General features: G+C 63.4%; 22 protein-coding genes. 11 read left to right on the top strand and 11 right to left on the bottom strand.

Annotated elements, in window-relative coordinates; all coding sequences use genetic code 11:
* Positions 1–70 precede the first annotated feature (70 nt).
* Positions 71–634, top strand: a complete 564-nt coding sequence (locus IQ26_RS18130; protein WP_145719716.1) for a GNAT family N-acetyltransferase — start codon at positions 71–73, stop codon at positions 632–634.
* A 104-nt stretch (positions 635–738) separates the two neighbouring features.
* On the opposite strand, the gene IQ26_RS18125 is transcribed toward IQ26_RS18130, so the two are convergent.
* Complete coding sequence (locus tag IQ26_RS18125) at positions 739–1125, bottom strand: DUF2794 domain-containing protein (RefSeq protein ID WP_145719714.1); 387 nt, start codon at positions 1123–1125, stop codon at positions 739–741.
* A gap of 420 nt (positions 1126–1545) precedes the next feature.
* Entirely contained in the window at positions 1546–2343 is a 798-nt protein-coding gene (locus tag IQ26_RS18120; RefSeq protein ID WP_145719712.1) for a DUF1223 domain-containing protein, read from the bottom strand.
* Positions 2344–2521: 178 nt separating this feature from the next.
* Between IQ26_RS18120 and IQ26_RS18115 the strand changes: the two genes are divergently transcribed.
* Positions 2522–3184, top strand: a complete 663-nt coding sequence (locus IQ26_RS18115) for a ceramidase domain-containing protein (protein WP_145719707.1) — start codon at positions 2522–2524, stop codon at positions 3182–3184.
* Positions 3185–3235: 51 nt separating this feature from the next.
* On the opposite strand, the gene acnA is transcribed toward IQ26_RS18115, so the two are convergent.
* Positions 3236–5926, bottom strand: coding sequence for an aconitate hydratase AcnA (gene acnA, locus IQ26_RS18110; protein ID WP_145719701.1), 2691 nt, complete (start codon positions 5924–5926; stop codon positions 3236–3238).
* A gap of 284 nt (positions 5927–6210) precedes the next feature.
* On the opposite strand from acnA, the gene ccmA reads away from it, so the two are divergent.
* The 5 genes from ccmA to IQ26_RS18085 all read left to right on the top strand — a co-directional run bounded on the left by ccmA (position 6211) and on the right by IQ26_RS18085 (position 9871).
* Positions 6211–6819: a heme ABC exporter ATP-binding protein CcmA gene (gene ccmA, locus IQ26_RS18105; RefSeq protein WP_145719699.1), complete on the top strand. Its 609-nt coding sequence runs from the start codon at positions 6211–6213 to the stop codon at positions 6817–6819.
* Positions 6820–6922: 103 nt separating this feature from the next.
* Complete coding sequence (ccmB, locus tag IQ26_RS18100; protein WP_145719696.1) at positions 6923–7588, top strand: heme exporter protein CcmB; 666 nt, start codon at positions 6923–6925, stop codon at positions 7586–7588.
* Between the two features lie 481 nt (positions 7589–8069).
* On the top strand, positions 8070–8237 hold the full coding sequence (gene ccmD, locus IQ26_RS18095; RefSeq protein WP_145719694.1) for a heme exporter protein CcmD: 168 nt from the start codon (positions 8070–8072) through the stop codon (positions 8235–8237).
* Positions 8234–8812, top strand: a complete 579-nt coding sequence (locus tag IQ26_RS18090; RefSeq protein WP_145719692.1) for a DsbE family thiol:disulfide interchange protein — start codon at positions 8234–8236, stop codon at positions 8810–8812. The genes ccmD and IQ26_RS18090 overlap by 4 nt, the downstream gene beginning before the upstream one ends.
* Positions 8813–8827: 15 nt before the next feature.
* The gene (locus tag IQ26_RS18085) at positions 8828–9871 is read left to right on the top strand and encodes a DUF2332 domain-containing protein (RefSeq protein WP_145719690.1); all 1044 of its coding nucleotides are present in this window, start codon (positions 8828–8830) and stop codon (positions 9869–9871) included.
* Between the two features lie 94 nt (positions 9872–9965).
* Here IQ26_RS18085 and IQ26_RS39745 read toward each other — a convergent pair whose 3' ends face one another.
* Positions 9966–10133: a hypothetical protein gene (locus IQ26_RS39745; protein ID WP_006327010.1), complete on the bottom strand. Its 168-nt coding sequence runs from the start codon at positions 10131–10133 to the stop codon at positions 9966–9968.
* Positions 10134–10425: 292 nt separating this feature from the next.
* On the opposite strand from IQ26_RS39745, the gene IQ26_RS18075 reads away from it, so the two are divergent.
* Both IQ26_RS18075 and IQ26_RS18070 read left to right on the top strand, forming a co-directional pair.
* Complete coding sequence (locus IQ26_RS18075; protein ID WP_145719820.1) at positions 10426–11346, top strand: SMP-30/gluconolactonase/LRE family protein; 921 nt, start codon at positions 10426–10428, stop codon at positions 11344–11346.
* A gap of 33 nt (positions 11347–11379) precedes the next feature.
* Positions 11380–11589 carry a tautomerase family protein gene (locus IQ26_RS18070; RefSeq protein ID WP_126036025.1) on the top strand — a complete coding sequence of 70 codons (210 nt, stop codon included), beginning with the start codon at positions 11380–11382 and terminating at the stop codon, positions 11587–11589.
* Positions 11590–11696: 107 nt separating this feature from the next.
* Here IQ26_RS18070 and IQ26_RS18065 read toward each other — a convergent pair whose 3' ends face one another.
* The 7 genes from IQ26_RS18065 to IQ26_RS18035 form a co-directional block, all read right to left on the bottom strand.
* A complete protein-coding gene (locus tag IQ26_RS18065) occupies positions 11697–12317 on the bottom strand; it encodes a pyridoxamine 5'-phosphate oxidase family protein (protein WP_145719688.1) in 621 nt (206 codons plus the stop codon).
* Between the two features lie 16 nt (positions 12318–12333).
* Positions 12334–13008, bottom strand: a complete 675-nt coding sequence (locus tag IQ26_RS18060; protein ID WP_145719686.1) for a septation protein A — start codon at positions 13006–13008, stop codon at positions 12334–12336.
* Between the two features lie 61 nt (positions 13009–13069).
* Entirely contained in the window at positions 13070–14794 is a 1725-nt protein-coding gene (ftsY, locus tag IQ26_RS18055) for a signal recognition particle-docking protein FtsY (protein WP_145719684.1), read from the bottom strand.
* Positions 14795–14805: 11 nt separating this feature from the next.
* Positions 14806–16089, bottom strand: coding sequence for a tRNA (N(6)-L-threonylcarbamoyladenosine(37)-C(2))-methylthiotransferase MtaB (gene mtaB, locus IQ26_RS18050; RefSeq protein WP_167522698.1), 1284 nt, complete (start codon positions 16087–16089; stop codon positions 14806–14808).
* Positions 16090–16106: 17 nt separating this feature from the next.
* Complete coding sequence (gene dapF / locus IQ26_RS18045; RefSeq protein ID WP_145719680.1) at positions 16107–16991, bottom strand: diaminopimelate epimerase; 885 nt, start codon at positions 16989–16991, stop codon at positions 16107–16109.
* Positions 16992–17063: 72 nt separating this feature from the next.
* The gene (locus tag IQ26_RS18040) at positions 17064–17225 is read right to left on the bottom strand and encodes a DUF1328 family protein (protein ID WP_040987840.1); all 162 of its coding nucleotides are present in this window, start codon (positions 17223–17225) and stop codon (positions 17064–17066) included.
* A 99-nt stretch (positions 17226–17324) separates the two neighbouring features.
* A complete protein-coding gene (locus IQ26_RS18035) occupies positions 17325–18335 on the bottom strand; it encodes an MBL fold metallo-hydrolase (protein WP_145719678.1) in 1011 nt (336 codons plus the stop codon).
* A gap of 293 nt (positions 18336–18628) precedes the next feature.
* Between IQ26_RS18035 and IQ26_RS18030 the strand changes: the two genes are divergently transcribed.
* Together IQ26_RS18030 and zapE are read left to right on the top strand one after the other, a co-directional pair.
* The gene (locus IQ26_RS18030) at positions 18629–19177 is read left to right on the top strand and encodes an AprI/Inh family metalloprotease inhibitor (RefSeq protein WP_145719676.1); all 549 of its coding nucleotides are present in this window, start codon (positions 18629–18631) and stop codon (positions 19175–19177) included.
* A 65-nt stretch (positions 19178–19242) separates the two neighbouring features.
* Entirely contained in the window at positions 19243–20445 is a 1203-nt protein-coding gene (gene zapE / locus IQ26_RS18025) for a cell division protein ZapE (protein ID WP_145719674.1), read from the top strand.
* Positions 20446–20663 lie beyond the last annotated feature (218 nt).

The raw sequence follows: 20663 nt of genomic DNA, 5'->3' as shown, positions 1-20663 counted from the left end.
CAACGGTCGCCCTTTTCTTTTGTCGCGGTCTTTGATGAAATGGCCGGCAGATGATTGACGTGCATAAATTATGAGCAGTATCACGATACGCGCCGCCACACCGGCCGATCTCGACCGGATCACGGACATCTACGCAGATGCAGTGACCCATGGCACGGCAAGCTACGAACTGGAGCCGCCTGATCTCGCCGAGATGGGCCGGCGCTTCGACAGTTTGATAGCGGGCGGCTTTCCCTATCTGGTGGCCGAAAAGGACGGCATCGTGCTCGGCTATGCCTATGCCGGCGCCTTCCGGCCGCGCCCCGCGTACCGCTTTGTTGTAGAAGATTCCGTCTATGTTGCGCCCGAGGCCAAGGGCCAAGGCGTCGGGCTCAACCTGATGCAAGGGTTGATCGAGGCGGCCAAGGCGGCGGGCTTCCGCCAGATCATCGCGGTGATCGGCGACGGCCGGCCGGACAGTGCCTCGGTGCGGCTGCATGAGAAGCTCGGCTTTCGCCATTCGGGTCGCCTGGAAGGCTCGGGCTTTAAGCATGGACGCTGGCTGGACACGGTGTTCATGCAACTTTCGATCAATGACGGGGCCCTGGCTCCGCCCGATCCCCGCTCTTTGCCGGAACGGAAATTCTGTCAATAAAGCTAGGGCATGTCGTCCAAAAGTTCGCAGCGGTTTGGGACAACGACATGCATAAAAACAAGAACTTAAGCGCGCCGCATGAATCCCTTCAGGCGCGACGCGCTTTAGGCCTCGACCAGCTTCAGTCTGCGGTCGAAGACGCCAAGCACGCGGCCAAGTTCCTGGCCGCGCTTGAGGATGCGGCCACCGGCGGCAATGACGGTGAATGCGCCTTGCCGGCGCGCCAGTTTCGGATCCTTGACGATCTGGAACAGCGGCACCTCGCTGGTGCGGCGGAACACGGAAAAGACGGCGCGATCGGTGAGATGGTCGATGGCGTAGTCGCGCCATTCATTGGCGGCAACCATGCGCCCGTAAAGCCTCAGAATCTGGTCCAGTTCGCGTCGGTCGAACCGCACCGGCTGGTCGAGGCGTTCGCGTCTTGCCTCGTGCAGCGGGATCAGTATTGCGGATGCGTCTCCATCCTCCGTCCCACTGCCGTGATCAGCCATGCCTCGATGCCTTCAAATGAATCTTACGCCGACCAAAATTGGCGCTTTCGCCGTGGAATTGCAAGCCCAAGCGGGCAAAGGCGGAGCCCTCCAGTTTCCGCAGTGTCCAGTCACGTTTATGAAACGTTCGTTGAAATTGGTGATGCTCCGCCACAATCCTGCCATCTTTTATCCGCGCTCATGCCCCAATGTCCGACGAATTTACGGGTGTTGCCTGAGACGGTTCGGTCCGACACTGGCTCGTAAACCCCAAGCCCCCCGCCCACGGGTCTGCGTCGGATCGAACCAACCTCGGTTTTTCCCTGGAAAAATCGGGTGCGACGATCCCAAAAACCTAAATAACCGGCGTCAGAAGCAAGCTGACGCCGGTTTTTTATATCTGGATGGAAAGTGGATGCCTAAAGCGGAATGCGCAGCCGGTTACCGCTGGCGGATGAAGGCGGCGCCCAGAATCGGCCCCGGCAAGCCGTCTTCGCCAACCGACTGCAACAGCACGGCGCAGCCGCCCTTCTTGGACTTCTTGGAAATCTCGCTCATCGGCAATTCGTAGCGCTGAGCCTTGCCGTGCCACATGCCGGCCGTCTGGATGCCGGTGACGGCGTTCCAATAGGTCATGCTGCGGCCGGAGTTTTCGCCCTTGGCGATCTTGATCGTCTGCGGCGGATCGAAATAGACGATGACGAGATGGGCATCGCTAGGCCCGCTGCCGGCATCGCCGGCGTCAATCATGACGCGATCGCTGGTCTGGCTGACCTTGATGCTGACCCGCATGCCTTCGCCGGATCTCTCCATGCGGGCTAGCGCGCCGTCGACTTCCTTGCGGCTGGCGCCGTTGACATGACTGCGGCCATTGATGACGGCCTGCGGCGTGTAGACCGAGCGGCCGCCAAAGGCGCGCATATACTCATATTGCCGCTCGGTGTTCTCCTTGCGGCTCAGCGTGTCCTTCCAACCGAGGTAATCCCAGTAGTCGACATGATAGGCAAGCGCCACGATGTTCTCCTTGGCGGCAAGCTCGGCGAAGAATTCATCGGCCGGCAGGCAGGAATTGCAGCCCTGGCTGGTGAAGAGTTCGACAACGCCCAAAGGTTTCTCGGTCAAGAATCTGTCAGCCTGGTCGGCTTCGCCGGCAAGCGCATTGCCGGCAAGTCCGGCGCCGGCAAACACCGAGAGGGCCAGCGCAAATGCCGCAAGCCGCAATGGTCTTCGAGATGTCATAGCCGTTTCGACTCCCGCCGGTGACGCCGGCCTTATTCTGATTGGCGAAATATTTGGCAGAAGCGGCAGTCAACGGGAAGTCACGTTGCGGTGAAACTTTGCCATTGCAACCAACTGCAAGGGCGCAATAGGAAGTGGCTACACTTCACGGTAGAAGCCGATTCGGGCAACGATCAGCATGTGGCAAACCCTCCTGACGCCGGTCGACCTTTATTGCGAGCGGCTCGGGCCGGAGCTCTGGGCCGAGCCGGTTAACGCACTGACCAATCTGGCTTTTCTTGTCGCGGGCCTGTGGGGTGTCCGGGAGGTGCGCCGGCGCGGCACCGGCATCTTCGCCGAAGTGCTGGCCTGGTGGGTGGTGGCGATCGGCATAGGCTCGACGCTGTTCCACACTTTTGCAACGTGGGGCACGGTCTGGGCCGACGTCCTGCCGATCGCCGGGTTCACGCTGGCCTACACGCTGTTCAACCTGCGCCGCTTCCTGGGCATGAAATGGGGCGCGGCGATAGCCATCTTTTTAGCCTTCTATGCCGTTTCCGGGTTGTTGACCTGGGCCGTGCCGGACTGGCTGCGCCAGGCGTCGAACGGCACGACCGGCTATCTGCCACCCTTCCTGGCGCTCGCCTTCTTCGGCGCCATGGCGGCGGCGAGCGGCAACCGTGCCGGCTGGTACAATCTGGCGGGCGCGGCGATCTTCGTCGTGTCGGCCATCTGCCGGATGATCGATCCGCTGGTCTGCGGCAGCTTTCCGCTCGGCACGCATTTCCTGTGGCACATCCTCAACGGGCTGATGCTCGGCGTGCTGCTGGCGGCGACGGCGCGCTTCGGGGCGCCGAAATAGGGGAATAGGGGAATAGGTATTGTCTCGCCTACTCCCCTACTCCCCTAATTCCTACGCTGCCAGATCGCGCAGCACATACTGCAGGATGCCGCCGTTCTTGAAGTAGTCGAGTTCGTCCAGCGTATCGATGCGGCAGATTATTGGAACGTTCTTCACCGTGCCGTCGCCATAGGTGATCTTCGCGATCATCTTCTGGCGCGGCTTGATGGCGCTCAGTCCGTCGATCTCGACCTGTTCGTCGCCCTTGAGGTTGAGCGAGGCCCATGAGGTGCCCTCCTCGAAGACGAAGGGAATGACGCCCATGCCGACTAGGTTCGAGCGGTGGATGCGCTCGAAGGACTGGGCGATGACGGCGCGGACGCCCAGAAGGTTGGTGCCCTTAGCCGCCCAGTCGCGCGACGAGCCGTTGCCGTATTCGACACCGGCGAAGATGACCAGCGGCACGCCTTCCTTCTTGTACTCCATGGCGGCGTCGTAGATCGATGTCTCTTCCTTCGACGGATAGTGGATGGTGTAGCCGCCCTCGCGGCCGTTCTCGCCCAGCATGTGGTTGCGGATGCGGATGTTGGCGAAGGTGCCGCGCATCATCACCTCGTGATTGCCGCGCCGCGTGCCGTACTGGTTGAAGTCGGCGACGCCGACGCCATGGTCTGTGAGGTATTTGCCGGCCGGCGAGGCCGCCTTGATGGAGCCGGCCGGCGAGATGTGGTCGGTGGTGATCTTGTCGCCGAACAGGCCGAGCACGCGTGCGCCCTTGATGTCGCCGATTGTGCCGAAGCCCGATGTCATGCCGGCGAAATAGGGCGGATTCTGCACATAGGTCGAATTGTCGTCCCAGGCGTAGGTCTGGCCTTCTGGCGCCTTGACGTTCTGCCAGTATTCGTCGCCCTTGAAGACGTCGGCATATTTGCGGGCGAACAGTTCGCGCGTCACGTTCTTCTCGATGAACTCCTGGATCTCGGCCGAGCTCGGCCAGATGTCCTTGAGGTAGACCGGGTTGCCATTCTTGTCCTCGCCGAGCGGCTCGGTGGTCAGATCCTTGGTCACTGTCCCAGCCAGTGCATGGGCGACGACCAGCGGCGGCGAGGCGAGGTAGTTCGCCTGCACGTCGGGCGAGACGCGACCTTCGAAATTGCGGTTGCCGGAGAGCACCGCGGCAGCGATCAAACCTTTATCGTTGATGGTCTTGGAGATCGGCGCCGGCAACGGGCCGGAATTGCCGATACAGGTGGTGCAGCCGAAGCCGACCAGGTTGAAGCCGATCTTGTCGAGCTCCTTCTGCAGGCCGGATTTCTCCAGATATTCGGCGACGACCTGGCTGCCCGGCGCCAGCGATGTCTTGACCCACGGCTTCTGCTTGAGCCCGAGCCGGTTGGCGTTGCGCGCCAACAGCCCGGCGCCGATCAGCACGCTCGGGTTCGAGGTGTTGGTGCAGGAGGTGATGGCGGCGATGACGACATCGCCATGGCCGAGATCATGATCGGTGCCTTCGACGGCGTAGCGCTTGTCGATTTCGGCGGCCTTCCGGTATTCGGTCTCCATCGCCTTGGCAAAGCCTTCCGGGATGCCTTCAAGGGCCACGCGTCCTTCCGGTCGCTTGGGCCCGGCCATCGACGGCACGACATCGCCGAGATCGAGCTCGAGCAGATCGGTGAACACCGGGTCAGCCGAGCCGCCATCGCGCCACATGCCTTGCGCCTTCGCGTATGCCTCGACCAGGGCGATGCGGTTTTCCTCGCGGCCGGACATGGTGAGGTAGCGGATGGTTTCGCCATCGACCGGGAAGAAGCCGCAGGTGGCGCCATATTCCGGCGCCATGTTGCCGATGGTGGCGCGGTCGGCCAGCGTCATGTTGGAAAGGCCCGGGCCGAAGAATTCGACGAACTTGCCGACGACGCCTTTCTTGCGCAGCATCTGGGTGACGGTGAGCACGAGGTCGGTGGCGGTGACGCCTTCCTTCAGTCTGCCAGTGAGGCGGAAGCCGATGACTTCGGGCAACAGCATGGAGACGGGCTGGCCGAGCATGGCGGCCTCGGCCTCGATACCGCCGACGCCCCAGCCGAGCACGCCAAGGCCGTTGATCATGGTGGTGTGCGAATCGGTGCCGACGCAGGTATCGGGATACGCGGTGGTTTCACCGTCTTCGGTGTTGGTCCACACGACCTGGCCGAGATATTCGAGGTTGACCTGATGGCAGATGCCGGTGCCGGGCGGCACGACGCGGAAGTTGCGGAAGGCCTGCTGGCCCCATTTCAGGAATTTGTAGCGCTCTTCGTTGCGCTCATACTCGAGCTCGACATTCCTTGCGAAAGCCATCGGCGTGCCGAATTCGTCGACGATGACCGAGTGGTCGATGACTAGGTCGACCGGCACCAGCGGATTGATCTTCTGCGGGTCGCCGCCGAGCGAGGCCATGGCGTCGCGCATCGCGGCGAGATCGACCACGGCCGGAACGCCGGTGAAATCCTGCATCAGCACGCGGGCCGGGCGATAGGCGATCTCGACGCCGGCGGTGCCCCTGTCGGTCAACCAGCCGGCGACCGCCTGGATGCTCTCCTTAGTGACGGAACGGCCGTCCTCGTTGCGAAGCAGGTTCTCCAGCAGCACCTTCATCGAATAGGGCAACTGGGCGATGCCGGTGAGGCCGTTCTTCTCGGCCTCGACAAGGTCGTAATAGGCATAGTCGGCGCCGCCTGCGGCGAGCGTGCGGCGGCAATTGAAACTGTCGAGGGATTTTGACACGTGCGGTCCGTCCTTGTCTGTTCAGCCTGAAAGGGAACGGACGCCGATGGCATGCAATCACGCGCAAAGGTGCGGGTACGGCCATTTCCGCTGTCCGTTCCCAGCCAACCCGAGCCGTTCAAGGCGGCGCGTGCGCTGGTTCGGCGCTAATTCTGTTCCCGTGCCGACCGCTGGCACGGATGACCCGCATATAGAGAATTTCCTGGAATAGTTCTAGACACGGAATCGCCATTTTTGTTGCGGCGCACCGAAGCCGCGCTTGGACTTTCGGCGAAGGGGAACGAATGCGGCTGATCGCCGAAAATCTGGGCGGCGAACGCGGCGGCGAGGCGGTCTTTTCCGGCATCGGCTTTGCCCTCGAAAAAGGCCAGGCGCTGATCGTCACCGGGCCGAACGGCGCGGGGAAATCGACGCTGCTCAGGGTCGTCGCCGGGCTGCTGCCGGTGGCGGCAGGCCGTTTGCTTATCGAAGGCGGGCACGCGGATTTTCCGTCGGTTGCCTCGGCCTGCCATTATCTCGGCCACCAGAACGCGATGAAGATGGCGCTGAGCGTGGTAGAAAATCTGCGCTTCTGGCGCGATTTTGCGGGCGCGGACTTCTTGAGCGCTGAAGAGGCGCTGGAAACGGTCGGGCTTGATGGTATCGGTCATCTGCCGTTCGGTTATCTCTCCACCGGGCAACGCCGCCGCGCGGCGATCGCAAAACTGCTGGTCAGCCGGCGGCCGCTGTGGCTGCTCGACGAGCCGACGGCCGGGCTGGACAAGGCTTCGGAAGGGCGATTTGGCGAACTGATGCGCAAGCATTGCGGGGAAGGTGGGATCATCATTGCGGCAACGCATTTGCCACTGGGGCTCGAGGGGGCGCAAGCGCTGGTGATGGGGAGGGTTGAATAATGCAAGTCTCATTTCTTCGCGCCCCCCTCTGTCCTGCCGGGGGCGGCGCGAAGGAACTCCGGCCTTTGCCTGGCCATTACGAATACATCGGGGCCGCATCGTAATGTGGTCACTCTTCCTGCGCGACATCCGTCTCAGTATCCGTGCCGGCGGCGGGGCGCTGACCGGCGTCATCTTCTTTCTCGCGGTGATCGCCACGATCCCCTTCGGCGTCGGACCGGACCTCAATCTGCTCGCCCGCATCGGCCCGGCGATCCTGTGGATCGGCGCCTTGCTCGCTTGCCTGCTCGGTCTCGACCGATTGTTCCAGGCCGACCGGGAAGACGGCTCGCTCGACCTGCTGGTGCTCGGCAACGATCGGCACATGCTGGCGCTGACCGTGCTGACGAAATGCCTGGCGCATTGGGCGGGAAGCGTGCTGCCGCTGGTGATCGCGGCGCCCTTGCTCGGCCTGTTCATGAACATGGAGCCGATCGGCATCGGCGCCACGGCGCTGACCCTTTTGGTCGGCACGCCGGCGATCACCTTCATTGGCGCTGCCGGTGCGGCGGTGGCGGTGGCGCTGCCGCGCGGCGGGCTGCTGATCTCGGTGCTGGTGCTGCCGCTGACCATTCCCGTGCTGATCTTCGGGGTCTCGGCAAGCTATGGCGCGGTAGCGGACCCCGATCCGTTCCTGCAGCCCTTCCTCATTCTTGCCGCGCTGACCTTGTTTCTTGCCGTGCTGGGGCCGGTCGCCGCGGCGCTGGCGCTGCGCCATGGGGCGGACTGATGTGGCCGCTACGCATAGAAAATCCGTTCTTTCTCCAGACCATCTACGGCCACTATCCGGACCTGTCTTCCGTCGAGGTCACCAAGGCCGAAATCAGTCGTGACGGGCCTAGTCTGCATCTACATTTCATATCGACCCATCTTCCCGGCCTCCCGTGAAATGGGGGCCATTCAACGCAGTGCATTTTCAACTCGGGTTCGAAGGTGTCGAGTCAGTCAGCGTTCGCAAGTTCCAGAGTCATGACAGGAGCACGGTCAGAATGTGGGATGACGCAGGCAAAATTCTGCTCACCTGCGAAGGAGCTGTCAGGCTGTCCCTGACATGCCAGTTCATGCGAATCATTAAGATATCCGGTCTGCTGCAGTCACAGTGAGATGAACATCGGATTCCGAGTGACCGCAAATCTGCCGCAGACGCCGTTCATTGCGACGGACGGCCAGTGCAGCTATGAACTCCACTGCAAGAAGCCTTGGATCGGGAAATGAGTGTACACGCCCTTTATGTCATGGCTGCCTATGCCTTCACGGCCGTGGCTCTGGCCGGGCTGATCGGCTGGATCCTTCTCGACCAGCGGGCACGCAGACGAGACCTCGCCGAGCTGGAAGCGTCCGGCGTGCGGCGGCGCTCCGACAAGGCGGGGAAATCATGAGCATGGAAACGGAAACGCCAGCGCGCGGGCGGCGCCTGATCGTGCTTTTGCCGCTGCTGATTTTCCTCGGGCTGGCGGGACTGTTCCTGACGCAGCTATTGTCCGGTCGCGACACTTCGGAAGTGCCATCGGCGCTGATCGGCCTGCCGGCGCCGCAGACCAATCTGCCGGCGCTCGAGGGCATGAATTTGCCGGGGCTCGATTCCAAGTCGTTCGCCGGCAAGGTCACGCTGGTCAATGTCTTCGCGTCCTGGTGCGGACCATGCCGCGACGAACATCCGGTGCTGCTGGCACTATCGCAGGACAAGCGCTTCGTCATCGCCGCGCTCAATTACAAGGACCAGCCGGAAAACGCCCGCCGGTTCCTCGGCGATCTCGGCAATCCGTTCCAGGCGATCGGTGTCGACGCGGCGGGTCGGGCGGCGATCGACTGGGGCGTCTATGGCGTGCCGGAGACCTTCGTCATCGGCAAGGACAGCAAGATCGCCTACAAGCATGTCGGCCCACTGACGCCAGGCTCGGCGCAGACGCTGCTTTTGCCGGAGATCGAGAAGGCACTGGCCGCGCCCGGCTGAGGCTTCGGAAACGCGATGGACGAACGCGACATCCGCGATCATTTTCTGGCGCAGGCGAAAGCCTGCGATGGACTTGGCTCGCCTTTCACGGCGAATCTATGCCGTGCGCTGGCCAAGGTTCTCGACGCCAACACCAGGACCGGGCAGGCGGTTCTCGGCTGGTCGGGCGACGCGCGCGCCGATGCCCTGGCACTGCGGCTCTGTGGCGCGCTGCATGCGCTGGTCCTGACGGGTGCCGGTGAGCGGCTGGCACGACTCTATCCGCCCAACCAGGCTAGCGAATCGGAGATCGCGGCGGTGCTGCCGGAGGCAATTGCGCGATCCGACGAGCGGATACTCGCTGGCCTCGCCGGCGCGCCGCAGACCAATGAAATCGCCCGGTCGGCGATGCTGCTGCCTGGACTTCTGACGGTCGCGCGGGAAACCGGCCTGCCGCTGGACCTGTGCGAGATTGGCGCCAGCGCCGGGCTCAATCTACTGTTGGATCGCTTTCACTTCCGCTACGGCGATGCCGAGTGGGGCGACCCGGCCTCCCCCGTCCGGTTGGCGCCGGAGGCGCGCGGCCTCGCTGTTCCACTTGATGGGAAGATCGACGTCCGCCATCGCGCCGGCTGCGACATCGCGCCGGTCGATCTCGCTGACGCAGCCGCGCGGCTACGGCTTCGGTCCTACATCTGGGCCGATCAGGCAGCGCGGCTGGCCCGGCTCGACGCCGCGCTGTCGCTTGCCGAAAAATTTCCACCGCCGCTTGTCAAAGCGGATGCGGCGGAATTTGTCGGGAAGGCACTGGCCGCACGGCAGCCGGGCGCCGCCTTCGTGCTCTATCATTCGATCATGTGGCAATATCTGCCGCGGGCGACCAAGGATGCCATCACCGCCATGCTGGAGCAGGCGGGCAGACAGGCCACGGCAGCTGCGCCTATCGCGAGGTTGAGGATGGAGCCGGGCGATCCCACAAACAATTGGGCGGTACTCAGCCTCACTCTATGGCCGGGCGGCGAGACACGCCGCCTGGCCCATTGCGATTACCACGGCCGCTGGATCGAATGGATGGGCTAAGCCCGATCGGACTGTTCTATTTACGCATGATCTTGTCCGAAAAGTCTGCAACTTTTTGCTGCGCTGACCTTCGGTTCGGGATCATGCGTCGAACTCAGCCGTAAATCTGCTTGTGGACCTGATAGAGCATTTCGCTGCGGTCGGCGCGCATGTCGGCCAGATCGCGGCTGGAAAAGGAGTCGATTTCGGCGACGAGGCGGTTGTATTGCCGGCGCTTGGCGATGCTGGCGCGAGCGCGGCTCATGAGGCTGTCGAGGATCATAGCGAGGTTCCTTCTGCGCCGCATTGTTGCGGCAGGTTGTTCCTCCCTTGATCGATACTGAGCATGACATAGTTATGGTGCGATGCAAAAAGAAGATGTTGCAATGCACCATTGCACTGGGCGCATAGCCGGGTTAACGGCGCATGACCTGTCATTTGGGCAAGGCGGCGTTGCCGCCGGTCGCCTCGATGCCTCAAGATGCGGTGAGAGTGATATCAACGATCTTGCCATATCGATCGCCGGCTGGCTTGATCGCGCCGGTACCAGCGATCTGCATGACCGGGAGGAAACCATGGCCGCCGAAGACTACTACGAGGTTATCGATCCGCGTTTTGCGCGGCTGTTCAACAGCAACGCGCAGGTGGAAAAGCTGTTCACCGGATGCCGGTGGGCGGAAGGGCCGGCCTGGTTCGCGGCCGGCCGCTATGTGATCTGGTCCGACATCCCCAACAACCGCATGCTGCGCTACGACGAGACCGACGGCAGCGTCAGCGTGTTTCGGCAGCCGTCCGGCAATTCCAACGGCAATACCGTCGACCGGCAGGGCCGGCTGGTCAGTTGCGAGCATTCGGGCCGCCGTGTCAGCCGCACCGAGCATGACGGCTCCGTCACCACCATCGCCGACAGATGGCGCAGCAAGCGGCTGAACTCGCCCAATGACGCGGTGGTGAAGTCCGACGGGTCGATCTGGTTCACCGACCCGACCTACGGCATCGATACGGATTACGAGGGCGACAAGGCCGAAAGCGAGATCGGCGCCTGCCATGTCTACCGGGTCGACCCCGGCACCGGCGAGATCGAAGCGGTGATCACCGACATGGTCAGGCCCAACGGGCTTGCCTTCTCGCTTGACGAGAGCAAGCTCTACGTCGTCGACACCGGCCGCACGCATGGCGCGCAGAATCCGGCACATATGCGGGTGTTCAATGTCGACGAGGGCGGCAAGAAGGTCTCCGGCGAAAAGGTCTTCGCCGATTGCACGGCCGGCCTGTTCGACGGTTTCAGGCTCGACGACCAGGGGCGCATCTGGACCAGTGCCGCCGACGGCATCCATTGCTACGATCCGGACGGAACGCTGATCGGCAAGATCAAGGTACCGGAAGTCGTCGCCAATTGCGTGTTCGGCGGCAATAAGCTGAACTGCCTCTACATCGCCGGTACGACCTCGCTCTACATGGTCCGGCTGATGGTCAACGGCGCAAAGACCTACTGAGCGGTCGCCAGGCAATATCCAGGGGAGGACGCCATGCCGTTCGTGAACATCCGCATCGTCAAGGAGGTAATCGCCGCCGACCCGGCCGGCAAGAAAGCCGCCATCGCTGCCCAGGTGACGGCGGCCATCACCGGCGCCACCGGCCTGACCAGCAACGACGTCTGGGTGGTTTTCGAGGAGGTCAATGCGCGCGACTGGTTCGTCGGCGAGACCGATGTCGAGACGCGGCGCAGCAAGGGCTGAAAACAGGCTTCCGCCGCGTCCTTTAAATGGTTGCGGCGCGGCCGCTCAGCGGACACGGATGAACTCGGCGAAAGCCGAGGGATTTCGACGAACCATGTCCGAAAAAGCTACCACATGGTGTGTTTGTATTCTTCGTCCAGCCAGCGGTCGGTCGCTTCGGCCGAATCGGCGAGCGCTAGCTGGTCGCGCAGGATCTGGCCGAGTGTCGGCAGCGTCGCGCGGTCGTACCAGGTTTCGGGCTTCCACAAATCGGAGCGCATGAGGGCCTTGGCGCAATGCATGTAGGCGGCCTTGACCGTCACCAGGACGACGCTTTGCGGTTCCTTGCCGTCGACGGCGAGCGGCTCACGCAAAGCCGCATCGACGGTGATGCGGGCGTCGCCGTTGACGCGCAGCGTCTCGTTCATGCCTGGAATGAGAAAGAGCAGCCCGACCGAGGGGTTGAGAAGAATGTTCTCCAGCGTATCGAGCCGGTTGTTGCCGGGCCGGTCGGGGATGGCGATGGTCCTCTCGTCGAGCACGGCGGCAAAGCCCGGCCTGTCGCCTTTCGGCGTCACATCGGCATTGCCGGCGCCGTCGGAGGAGCCGATCAGCACGAAGGGGCTTTTGCCGATGAAGGAACGGCAGTGGCCATCCAGCGCCTTAAGCTCCTTGCGGATCGAGCCGTCGGTGGGCCGAGGCGTCTTGTAGATCGTTCTCAGCTCTTCGCGCGTGGTGACGAATTCCATACCCTCTCCCTAACAGTTACTTGCCGGCCTTCTCTTCTTTTCCGGTCTTGCCTTCAAGCGAATGGCGCATGATCAGCGGCATCTGGCTGAAGGTGAAAAGAAGCGTGATCGGCATGATGCCCCAGACCTTGAAGGTAACCCAGGCATCGGTGGAAAAATTCCTCCAGACCACCTCGTTGACAAGGGCCAGAAACAGGAAAAACAGGCCCCAGCGGAGGGTGAGTTTCTTCCAGCCCTCGGCATCGAGGCTGAAGGCCGAATCGAAGACGTAGCCGAGCAGCGACTTGCCGAAAAACAGGCCGCCGAGCAGCACGCCGCCGAACAGCGTGTTGACGATGGTCGGCTTCATCTTGATGAAGACGTCGTCCTGCAGATAGAGCGTCAGCGCGCCGAAGACGAAGACGACGACGCCCGACACCATCGGCATGATCGGCAAGGTGCGGGTGAGCAGCCAGGAGGCGATCAGCGCGATAGCCGTCGCGGCCATGAACAGGCCGGTGGCGACGAAGATCGGCCCGCCGAATTCGGCCAGCGCTGGGAATTTCTGTGTCAACCATTCGCCGCGCGCGTTGGCAAAGAAGAACACCAGCAGCGGGCCGAGCTCCAGCATCAGCTTGAGCAGCGGATTGACGCCTTCCTTTTTCTGCTTCTGCGGATCGGACGGGTCGCGTTCGAGGATGGGCGGGTTCATAGGCTTCCTTCTTACGGATGACCCTGTCCAAAAAGTCTGCAACTCTTTGGGGTCATGCTTGTTACGCCACTCCAGCGATCGCCTTGGCGAATTCGCTTGCGGAGAAAGGTTCGAGGTCGTCGACCTGTTCGCCGACGCCGATGAAATAGACCGGCAGTTTGTGCTTTGCCGCGATCGCCACCAGAATACCGCCGCGTGCCGTGCCGTCCAGCTTGGTCATCACCAGGCCGTTGACGCCGGCGACGTTGCGGAAGATCTCCACCTGGTTGAGCGCGTTCTGGCCGGTGGTGGCGTCGACCGTCTGCAGCACGGTGTGCGGCGCCTCCGGATCGAGCTTGCCCAGAACCCGCACGATCTTTTCCAGTTCCGCCATCAGCTCGGCCTTGTTCTGCAGCCGCCCGGCGGTGTCGATGATCAGCACGTCGGAGCCGGCTTGCTTGGCCTGTTCGAAGGCGTCGTAGGCAAGACCTGCCGCATCGGCCCCAAGCTTCGAGGCGATGACCGGCGACTTGGTGCGCTCGCCCCAGATCTTCAGCTGCTCTATTGCCGCGGCACGGAACGTGTCGCCGGCGGCGAGCATCACCGCCAGTCCGCCATCGGTGAGCTTTGCCGCCAGCTTGCCGATGGTCGTGGTCTTGCCGGTGCCGTTGACGCCGACGACAAGGATGACATGCGGTTTGTGGCTGAGGTCGAGCTCCAGCGGCAAGGCGACGTGGGTCAGCACCTTCTCCACCTCGGCCGCCATGATGGCGCGCACTTCCGTCTCGGAGACGTCCTTGCCGTAGCGGCTGGCGGCCAGCGAATCGGTGATGCGCAATGCCGTCTCCATGCCGAGATCGGCGCGAATCAGCACGTCTTCCAGATCCTGCAGCGTGTCCTCGTCGAGCTTGCGCTTGGTGAAGACGCCGGCGATGTTGCCGGACAGTTCCCGGGACGAGCGGGCAAGCCCCTCCTTCATGCGCTGGAACCAGGAGCGTTTCGGTGCCGGTTCCGGCGCCTTCTGCGGCTCGGCTTTCTGCTCGACCTTCTTGGTGACGGTCACCTTGCCGGGAGCGGGTTTTGGCTCCGGTTGCGGTACGGCCTGCGGTTCGGGCGCGATCTCGTCGAAGATCGGCTGCGTTTCGACCGGCGCGGGCTGGCGAATGGGGGGCGCTATTTCCGCCGGCGGCGCTGCAGGCTCCGGTGCTGTCGAGGGAGCCTCGGCGGGCGGTGCCGGCATTTCGACAGGCGCTGGCTCAGGCCGTTTTTCCGGCTGGGACGGGGCGATTTCTGGTCGCTGCGGCTCGGGCTCAGGAATTTCCTGCAGCTCTGGTGCAGGAACTGGCTCAGGGATGACGGGAGCGGCCGGGATTTCCTCGGGCGCTGGCTCCTCAGCAGCCGTTTCGAACTTCGGCGGCTGCAACTCCTCGACCGGAGCAGGCTCTGTCTGAATTTCAGGCTCGGGCGGAATGGTCGGAGTGGGCTCGGGCTTAGGCTCCTCGACCGGAGCAGGCTCCGGCTGGATGTCAGGCCCGGGTGGAATGATCTGAGCTGGCTTGGCCTCTTCAATAGGCGCCGGCTGCGGCGCGGGAGGTGCTTCCGGCTCGACCGGTGGCGGAGGCGCAGCTTCCGCCTCGGGCCGAGGCTCTTCGCGTTTCAAAAATTCCGGAACGGCCTGCCCGGCGGCTGGCTTCAGCGCCTCCAGCGCATCCCATTTGATCGGCGGCAGCGGCGCGGTCTCGTCGATCCGCTCCTCGACCACTTCCTTCTTGCCGAACGAAAATATCTTCTTGAAAAAACCAGCCATGTTCTTGCGTCTCAGGCGGCGCGGGCGGCAAGCGGCGCCGCGATCAGGCGGGCGCCGTCATGGCCGGCGATATCAGCCTCGACGATTTCGCCCGGCGCGCCCGAAGAGATGGCGGCAAGCGTGAAGCCTTCGGTCCGGCCGAGCCCCTCGCGCTCGACCAGGATCGACTGGCGCGACCCGGTCAGCGAGGAAAGGTGGCTACGATAGGCGGCGTCGCCGGCGGCGCGCAGCCGTGCCGCGCGCTGCTTGACCACCTCGCGGCGAAGCTGCGGCATGCGCGCGGCGGGCGTGCCTTCGCGCGGTGAAAACGGGAAGACGTGGAGATGTGTCAGCCCGCATTCCTCGACGATCTTCAGCGAATTCTCGAACATGGCGTCCGTCTCTGTCGGGAAGCCGGCGATGATGTCGGCGCCGAAGACGATGCCGGGGCGCAATTTGCGCACATCCTCGCAAAAACGGATCGACTGATCCCGGTTGTGCCGGCGCTTCATCCGCTTCAGGATCATGTCGTCGCCCGCCTGCAACGACAGATGCAGATGCGGCATCAGCCTGGGCTCGGTGGCGATGGCCTCGAGCAAGTCGTCATCGGCTTCGATCGAATCGATGGAGGAGAGGCGCAGGCGTTTTACGTGGGGCACCTGCTTCAGGATTGCCTTGACCAATTTGCCGAGTTTCGGGCTGCCAGGCAGGTCGGCGCCGAAACTGGTCATGTCGACGCCGGTCAGCACGATCTCGGCATAGCCATTGTCGCTCAGCCGCTTGACCTGCTCGACCACGGCGCCCATCGGCACCGAGCGCGAATTGCCGCGGCCGTAGGGGATGATGCAGAAAGTGCAGCGGTGGTCGCAGCCGTTCTGCACCTGGACGAAGGCCCGCGCCCGGCCCTCGATGGCGTCGACCATATGGCCGGCCGTCTCGCGTACCGAAAAGATATCGTTGACGCGGGCCTTTTCGGTGTCGTTGACGCCGAAATCCGGCAGCGCGCGATAGGAATGTGCCCTCAGCTTCTCCTCATTGCCGAGCACGAGATCGACTTCGTCCATGGCGACGAAATTCTCTGGCTCGATCTGCGCGGCGCAGCCGGTGACGATGATACGGGCGGTCGGGTTCTCGCGGCGAGCCTTCCTGATCGACTGTTTTGCCTGGCGAACCGCCTCGCCGGTGACGGCGCAGGTGTTGAAGATGATGGCGCCGCCTGCCAGCGCGCCAAGGCCGGCGCTTTCCGCCTCGCTGCGCATTACCTCGGATTCGTAGGTGTTCAGCCGGCAGCCGAAGGTGACGACGTCAACCCCCATCGTGGGAAGAGCGGGCATCAGGCGACGCTTTCATTGTCGCGGGCCCACACACCGGTCGACGGGTCGAATCTGCCGGAAAATTCCCATTCGGCGGCACCGGTGAGGATGACGTGGTCGTCGCCGCGCCATTCGACATGCAAGGAGCCGCCGCCGGGCGTCACCAGAGAGACGCTACGTCCGGTCCGCCTGGTGCGAGCGGCAGCAACGACAGCGGCACAAGCGGCCGAGCCGCAGGCCTTAGTCAGGCCGGCGCCACGCTCCCAGGTGCGGATGACCATCGTCTCAGGTGAGGTCACCCGCGCAATGGTGATATTGGCGCGTTCGGGGAAGATCGGGTGGTTTTCGAGCAGCGGGCCGAAACGGTCGAGCTCGTAGGACCAGACGTCGCGGTCGACCCAGAAGATGGCATGCGGATTGCCCATCGAGACGGCCGACGGCGAATGCAGCTCCGGCGCGTCGATCGGGCCGACCTGCAGCTCGATCATGCGGGTATCGCGGAATTCCTCGGCCAGCGGAATGTCCTGCCAGCCGAAACGCGGCTTGCCCATGTCGACCGAGATCAGCCCGTCGGCATGTTCTTCGGCGTTGAGGATGCCGGCGACGGTCTCTAAGGCGAATGCCTTCTGGCCGGTCTCGGCGGCAAGTGCCTGCACCACGCAGCGCATGCCGTTGCCGCAGGCTTGCGCGCCGGTACCGTCGGAATTCAGTATGTCGATGAAAAAGGCGGTGCCCGGCGTCCTGGCGTCGTGGATCGCCATGATCTGATCGAATTTCGTCGCGCCATCGGCATTGAGCGCAAGGGCGGCAGCCGGCGTCACCCGATCGGCGCGGCCGCGCATGTCGGCAACGATGATCTCGTTGCCGATGCCGTTCATCTTGGCGAAGGGGGCAGTACTTGCCATCGATCGAAAGGTCTCATGCCGGTTTGGCGCCTATATGGCGGATAGCGGCTGAAATTACCAGTGCGGCCGCGTCTACGTCACCGCGAAGACACCAAGCACGATTAGCAGGAAGATGATCAGCACGATGCCGATGAGGATACGGGCGCCGGTGGCAGCGGCTCCGGCCAATGCCGGCATGCCGAGCAGGCTGGCCGCGGCCGCGATGATCAGAAGAATGATGATCCATTTGATCATTAGAAAAACCTCGCAGCCGACAAGTTTGGATGCCCCACCAACGCATCTACGATGCCCTGGGTTCCGCCTGAGGGTTCCGCTGCCCGGACGTTGGTCGCTCTATACCGTCGGCACGTCCCAGACCTCGCCGGGACGCAAGGCGCGAAAGCGATCTTGCGGCATACCTTGATCGTCGAGGGCCTCGCCCAGTTTTCTGGCTGGCTCATCGATCGGCTCGTTGGTGAGCCGGAACGTGCCCCAATGGCAACCGGCGGCATGGGCGGCGTTGCACAAAAGCATGCCTTGCACCGCCTCTTCCGGGTTCTGGTGCTGCGGCGCCATGAACCAGCGCGGCTCGTAGGCGCCGATCGGCAGGATGGCGAGGCGGAAACCGCCGTGCCTTTCGGCCATCAGCCGGTAATTGATGCCGTCGTGGAAACCGGTGTCGCCGGCGAAGTAGACCTTTCCGCCCGGCGTCTCGACCACAAAACCCGCCCACAGCGCCATGCGCCGGTCGCGGGTGCCGCGCGCCGACCAGTGATGTACCGGCTCGACATGGACGGCGACGCCGTCACCGATGTCGACCCGGTCGCCCCAGTCATGCACGGAGAGCCGCATGGCGGGAACGACATCGTCGATGACGGCGTCGTTGCCGAGCGGCGTCAGCACCAGCGGGTCGTGCTTTGCCTTCAGCCGCTTCAGCGTGGCGAGGTCGAGATGGTCGTAGTGGTTGTGGCTGACCAGTACGAGGTCGATCGGTGGCAGGTTGGAAAAGGCGATGCCCGGCGGATTGACCCGTTTCGGCCCGGCAAAGGAGAGCGGCGAAACGCGCCGCGACCAGACCGGGTCGGTTAGGATGTTCAGGCCGGCTGTCTGGATGAGCAGCGAGGAGTGGCCGACCATGGTGAGCCTCAGTCCGGAGCCGTCGATCCGCTCAGCCGGTTTCGCCTGCGGAAACGGGCTCGGATTCGCCGCCGGCCATTTCGCGCGTTCGCCACCCAACTGCCACCTCAAGAGATCGGAAAAACGGCCAGGCGGCTTGCCGTCGGGATTGAAGAACAAGGCGCCGTCGAAATGGTCGCTGGGCGGGCCGCTGTAGTAGCGATTGGCGGCTCTTTTTCTCGCAGCCAAGGTTTCGCCTCCGGCAGGGTCCCGTTTCATCAGAGATAGGGCCGAAGCCGGCCGGCGCAAGCATTTGGCGACCGGAATGCCAAGGGCACCGGTCCAGGCAAACCGTTGCGCAGCCTCGGGTCAGGCCCGACGGGCAGGCTTTGGGCAGCATGCATTTTGTGATAAAGTTGCAACAGATGCTGCCGCAAATAGTATTTTAACCATATCGGGTTGAAATTTCGCCACCTTCTCCATCTTGGTGAGGGAGAGATTGTGTGGACCGCAGCCCCAGCCGGATTCCACGGAGGTTTGAAATGAATTTTTCGAAGACCGGTCTGCTGGCCGTATCGCTTGCCGCGCTCGTTGCGAGCGGCTGCTCAACCTCACGGTTCTCGTCGATGGACCAGGAGCAGCCGGCGCCGCTGCAAGCCGCGCCTTCCGGCAACGTGACGGCAAATCAGTTGCCGCCGCCGGCAGCGCCTGGCACGGCCGACCCGTCGAAATTCCCGACGGCGCCACAAGGCACGCTCGACCCCCAGGTCGCCTCGCTGCCGCCGGACGGGACGGCTCCGGCCGGAGCCCCGGATCTTACAGCAGGTAGCGTCGCCGGCGTGTGGAAGGCCAGTGTGTCCGGCCAGAGCTGCCAGGTGGCGACGCCGCAGACCAAATTCGGCGCCGGCTATCGGGCCGGACCGCTGCATTGCCCGGCGCCGATCGACGGCATCAAATCCTGGAACGTCGCCGGCAAGCAGTTGACCCTGTACGACGAGAATGGCGGCACGCTGGCACGGCTCTATTCCTCGGGCGGAGAGAAATTCGACGGCCAGACTTCCAACGGCCTGCCAATCTCGCTTACAAGGTAGGCTGACCGCCCCTTATTGTTTTTACGCGATTCCCGACGGAAAACCGCTCTAGAACGACGTGACCGATGCATCTGCGTGACGGCCTTCAGACCCATGCGACCGTCAGGCAGCGCTACGACCATTTGGTCGAGACGGGCCTGATTGGCCGCGATCCGGCGCAGGAGCGGATCACTGCTGACCTCGACCGGCTGATCGATGAGATTTCGGCAAAGCGGATGGCGCACAAATCGAGCGCGTTGGGGTGGCTGTTCGCGCGCAAGCGCGAGACCCGTGAGGCGGTCAAGGGTCTTTACATCCATGGCGGCGTCGGCCGCGGCAAGACCATGCTGATGGACATGTTCTTCGAGCTGGTGCCGGTCAGGCGCAAGCGCCGTGTGCATTTCAACGACTTCATGGCCGATGTGCAGGATCGCATCCAGAAGCACCGGCAGGCGCGTAAAGAGGGCACCGTCAGGGAAGACGACCCGATCGCGCCAGTGGCCCGCGCGCTGGCCGAGGAAGCCTGGGTGCTGTGCTTCGACGAGTTTTCCGTCACCGACATCGCCGACGCGATGATCCTGTCCCGGCTGTTCTCGGCGCTGTTTGCCAACGGCGTCGTGCTGGTCGCCACCTCCAATGTCGCGCCGGAGGATCTCTACCGCGACGGGTTGAACCGCAAGCTTTTCCTGCCGTTCATCGGCATACTGGGACGGCATGCGCATGTGCTGGCGCTGGGCGCCGACAAGGACTACCGGCTGGACAAGCTCAGCCGCATGCCGGTCTACATCACCCCTGCGGATGCGGCCGCCGATGCCGCGCTCGACGCGGCCTGGGAGGCGATGACGCATGGCAGGCCGACGGCCGAGACGACGCTGACGGTGAAGGGCCGGCAGGTCGTGGTGCCGGCTGCCGCCGGCGAGGCGGCGCGCTTCTCCTTTGCCGATCTCTGTGAAAAGCCGCTCGGCCCCCGCGACTACCTTGCCATCGCAGCCCGCTTCTCGACCGTTTTCATCGATCACGTGCCGGTGCTGGGCGAAGGCAGGCGCAACGAGGCCAAGCGCTTTATCCTCTTGATCGACACGCTCTACGATCATCATGTGCGGCTGGTGATGAGCGCCGCTGCACCGCCGCCGCAGCTTTATACGGCCAGGCGCGGCAACAAGGTCTTCGAATTCGAGCGCACGGCGTCACGGCTGATCGAGATGCAGAGCCACGAATGGCTGGAGGACTGGGCGGAACGGCAGAGGGCGAGGGTGCTGTCGCCGGAAGCGCAGCAGGTTCGGGCTTAGCCACCATGCGTTCGTCATCCTAGAGCGTGTCGCGTTTGACGTGATTCAGGATTCCCATTGAGGCTGCGGCGTGATTCATTGCGGTTTGAAGGAGAACCGCGATGGGCAAGCCGCTACCGATGGCGTTGCGTGAGCGTGTTGCTGGGTATGTCGACGAGGGGCACGGACACCGGGAAGCCGCCCGGCATTTCCGCATTTCGCCTCGTTTCGTGAACGAG

The organism is Mesorhizobium tianshanense (genome assembly GCF_007830515.1).
In the GTDB taxonomy this organism is placed as follows: Bacteria; Pseudomonadota; Alphaproteobacteria; order Rhizobiales; family Rhizobiaceae; genus Mesorhizobium; species Mesorhizobium tianshanense.
This window is presented reverse-complemented; position numbering and strand designations above follow the sequence as displayed.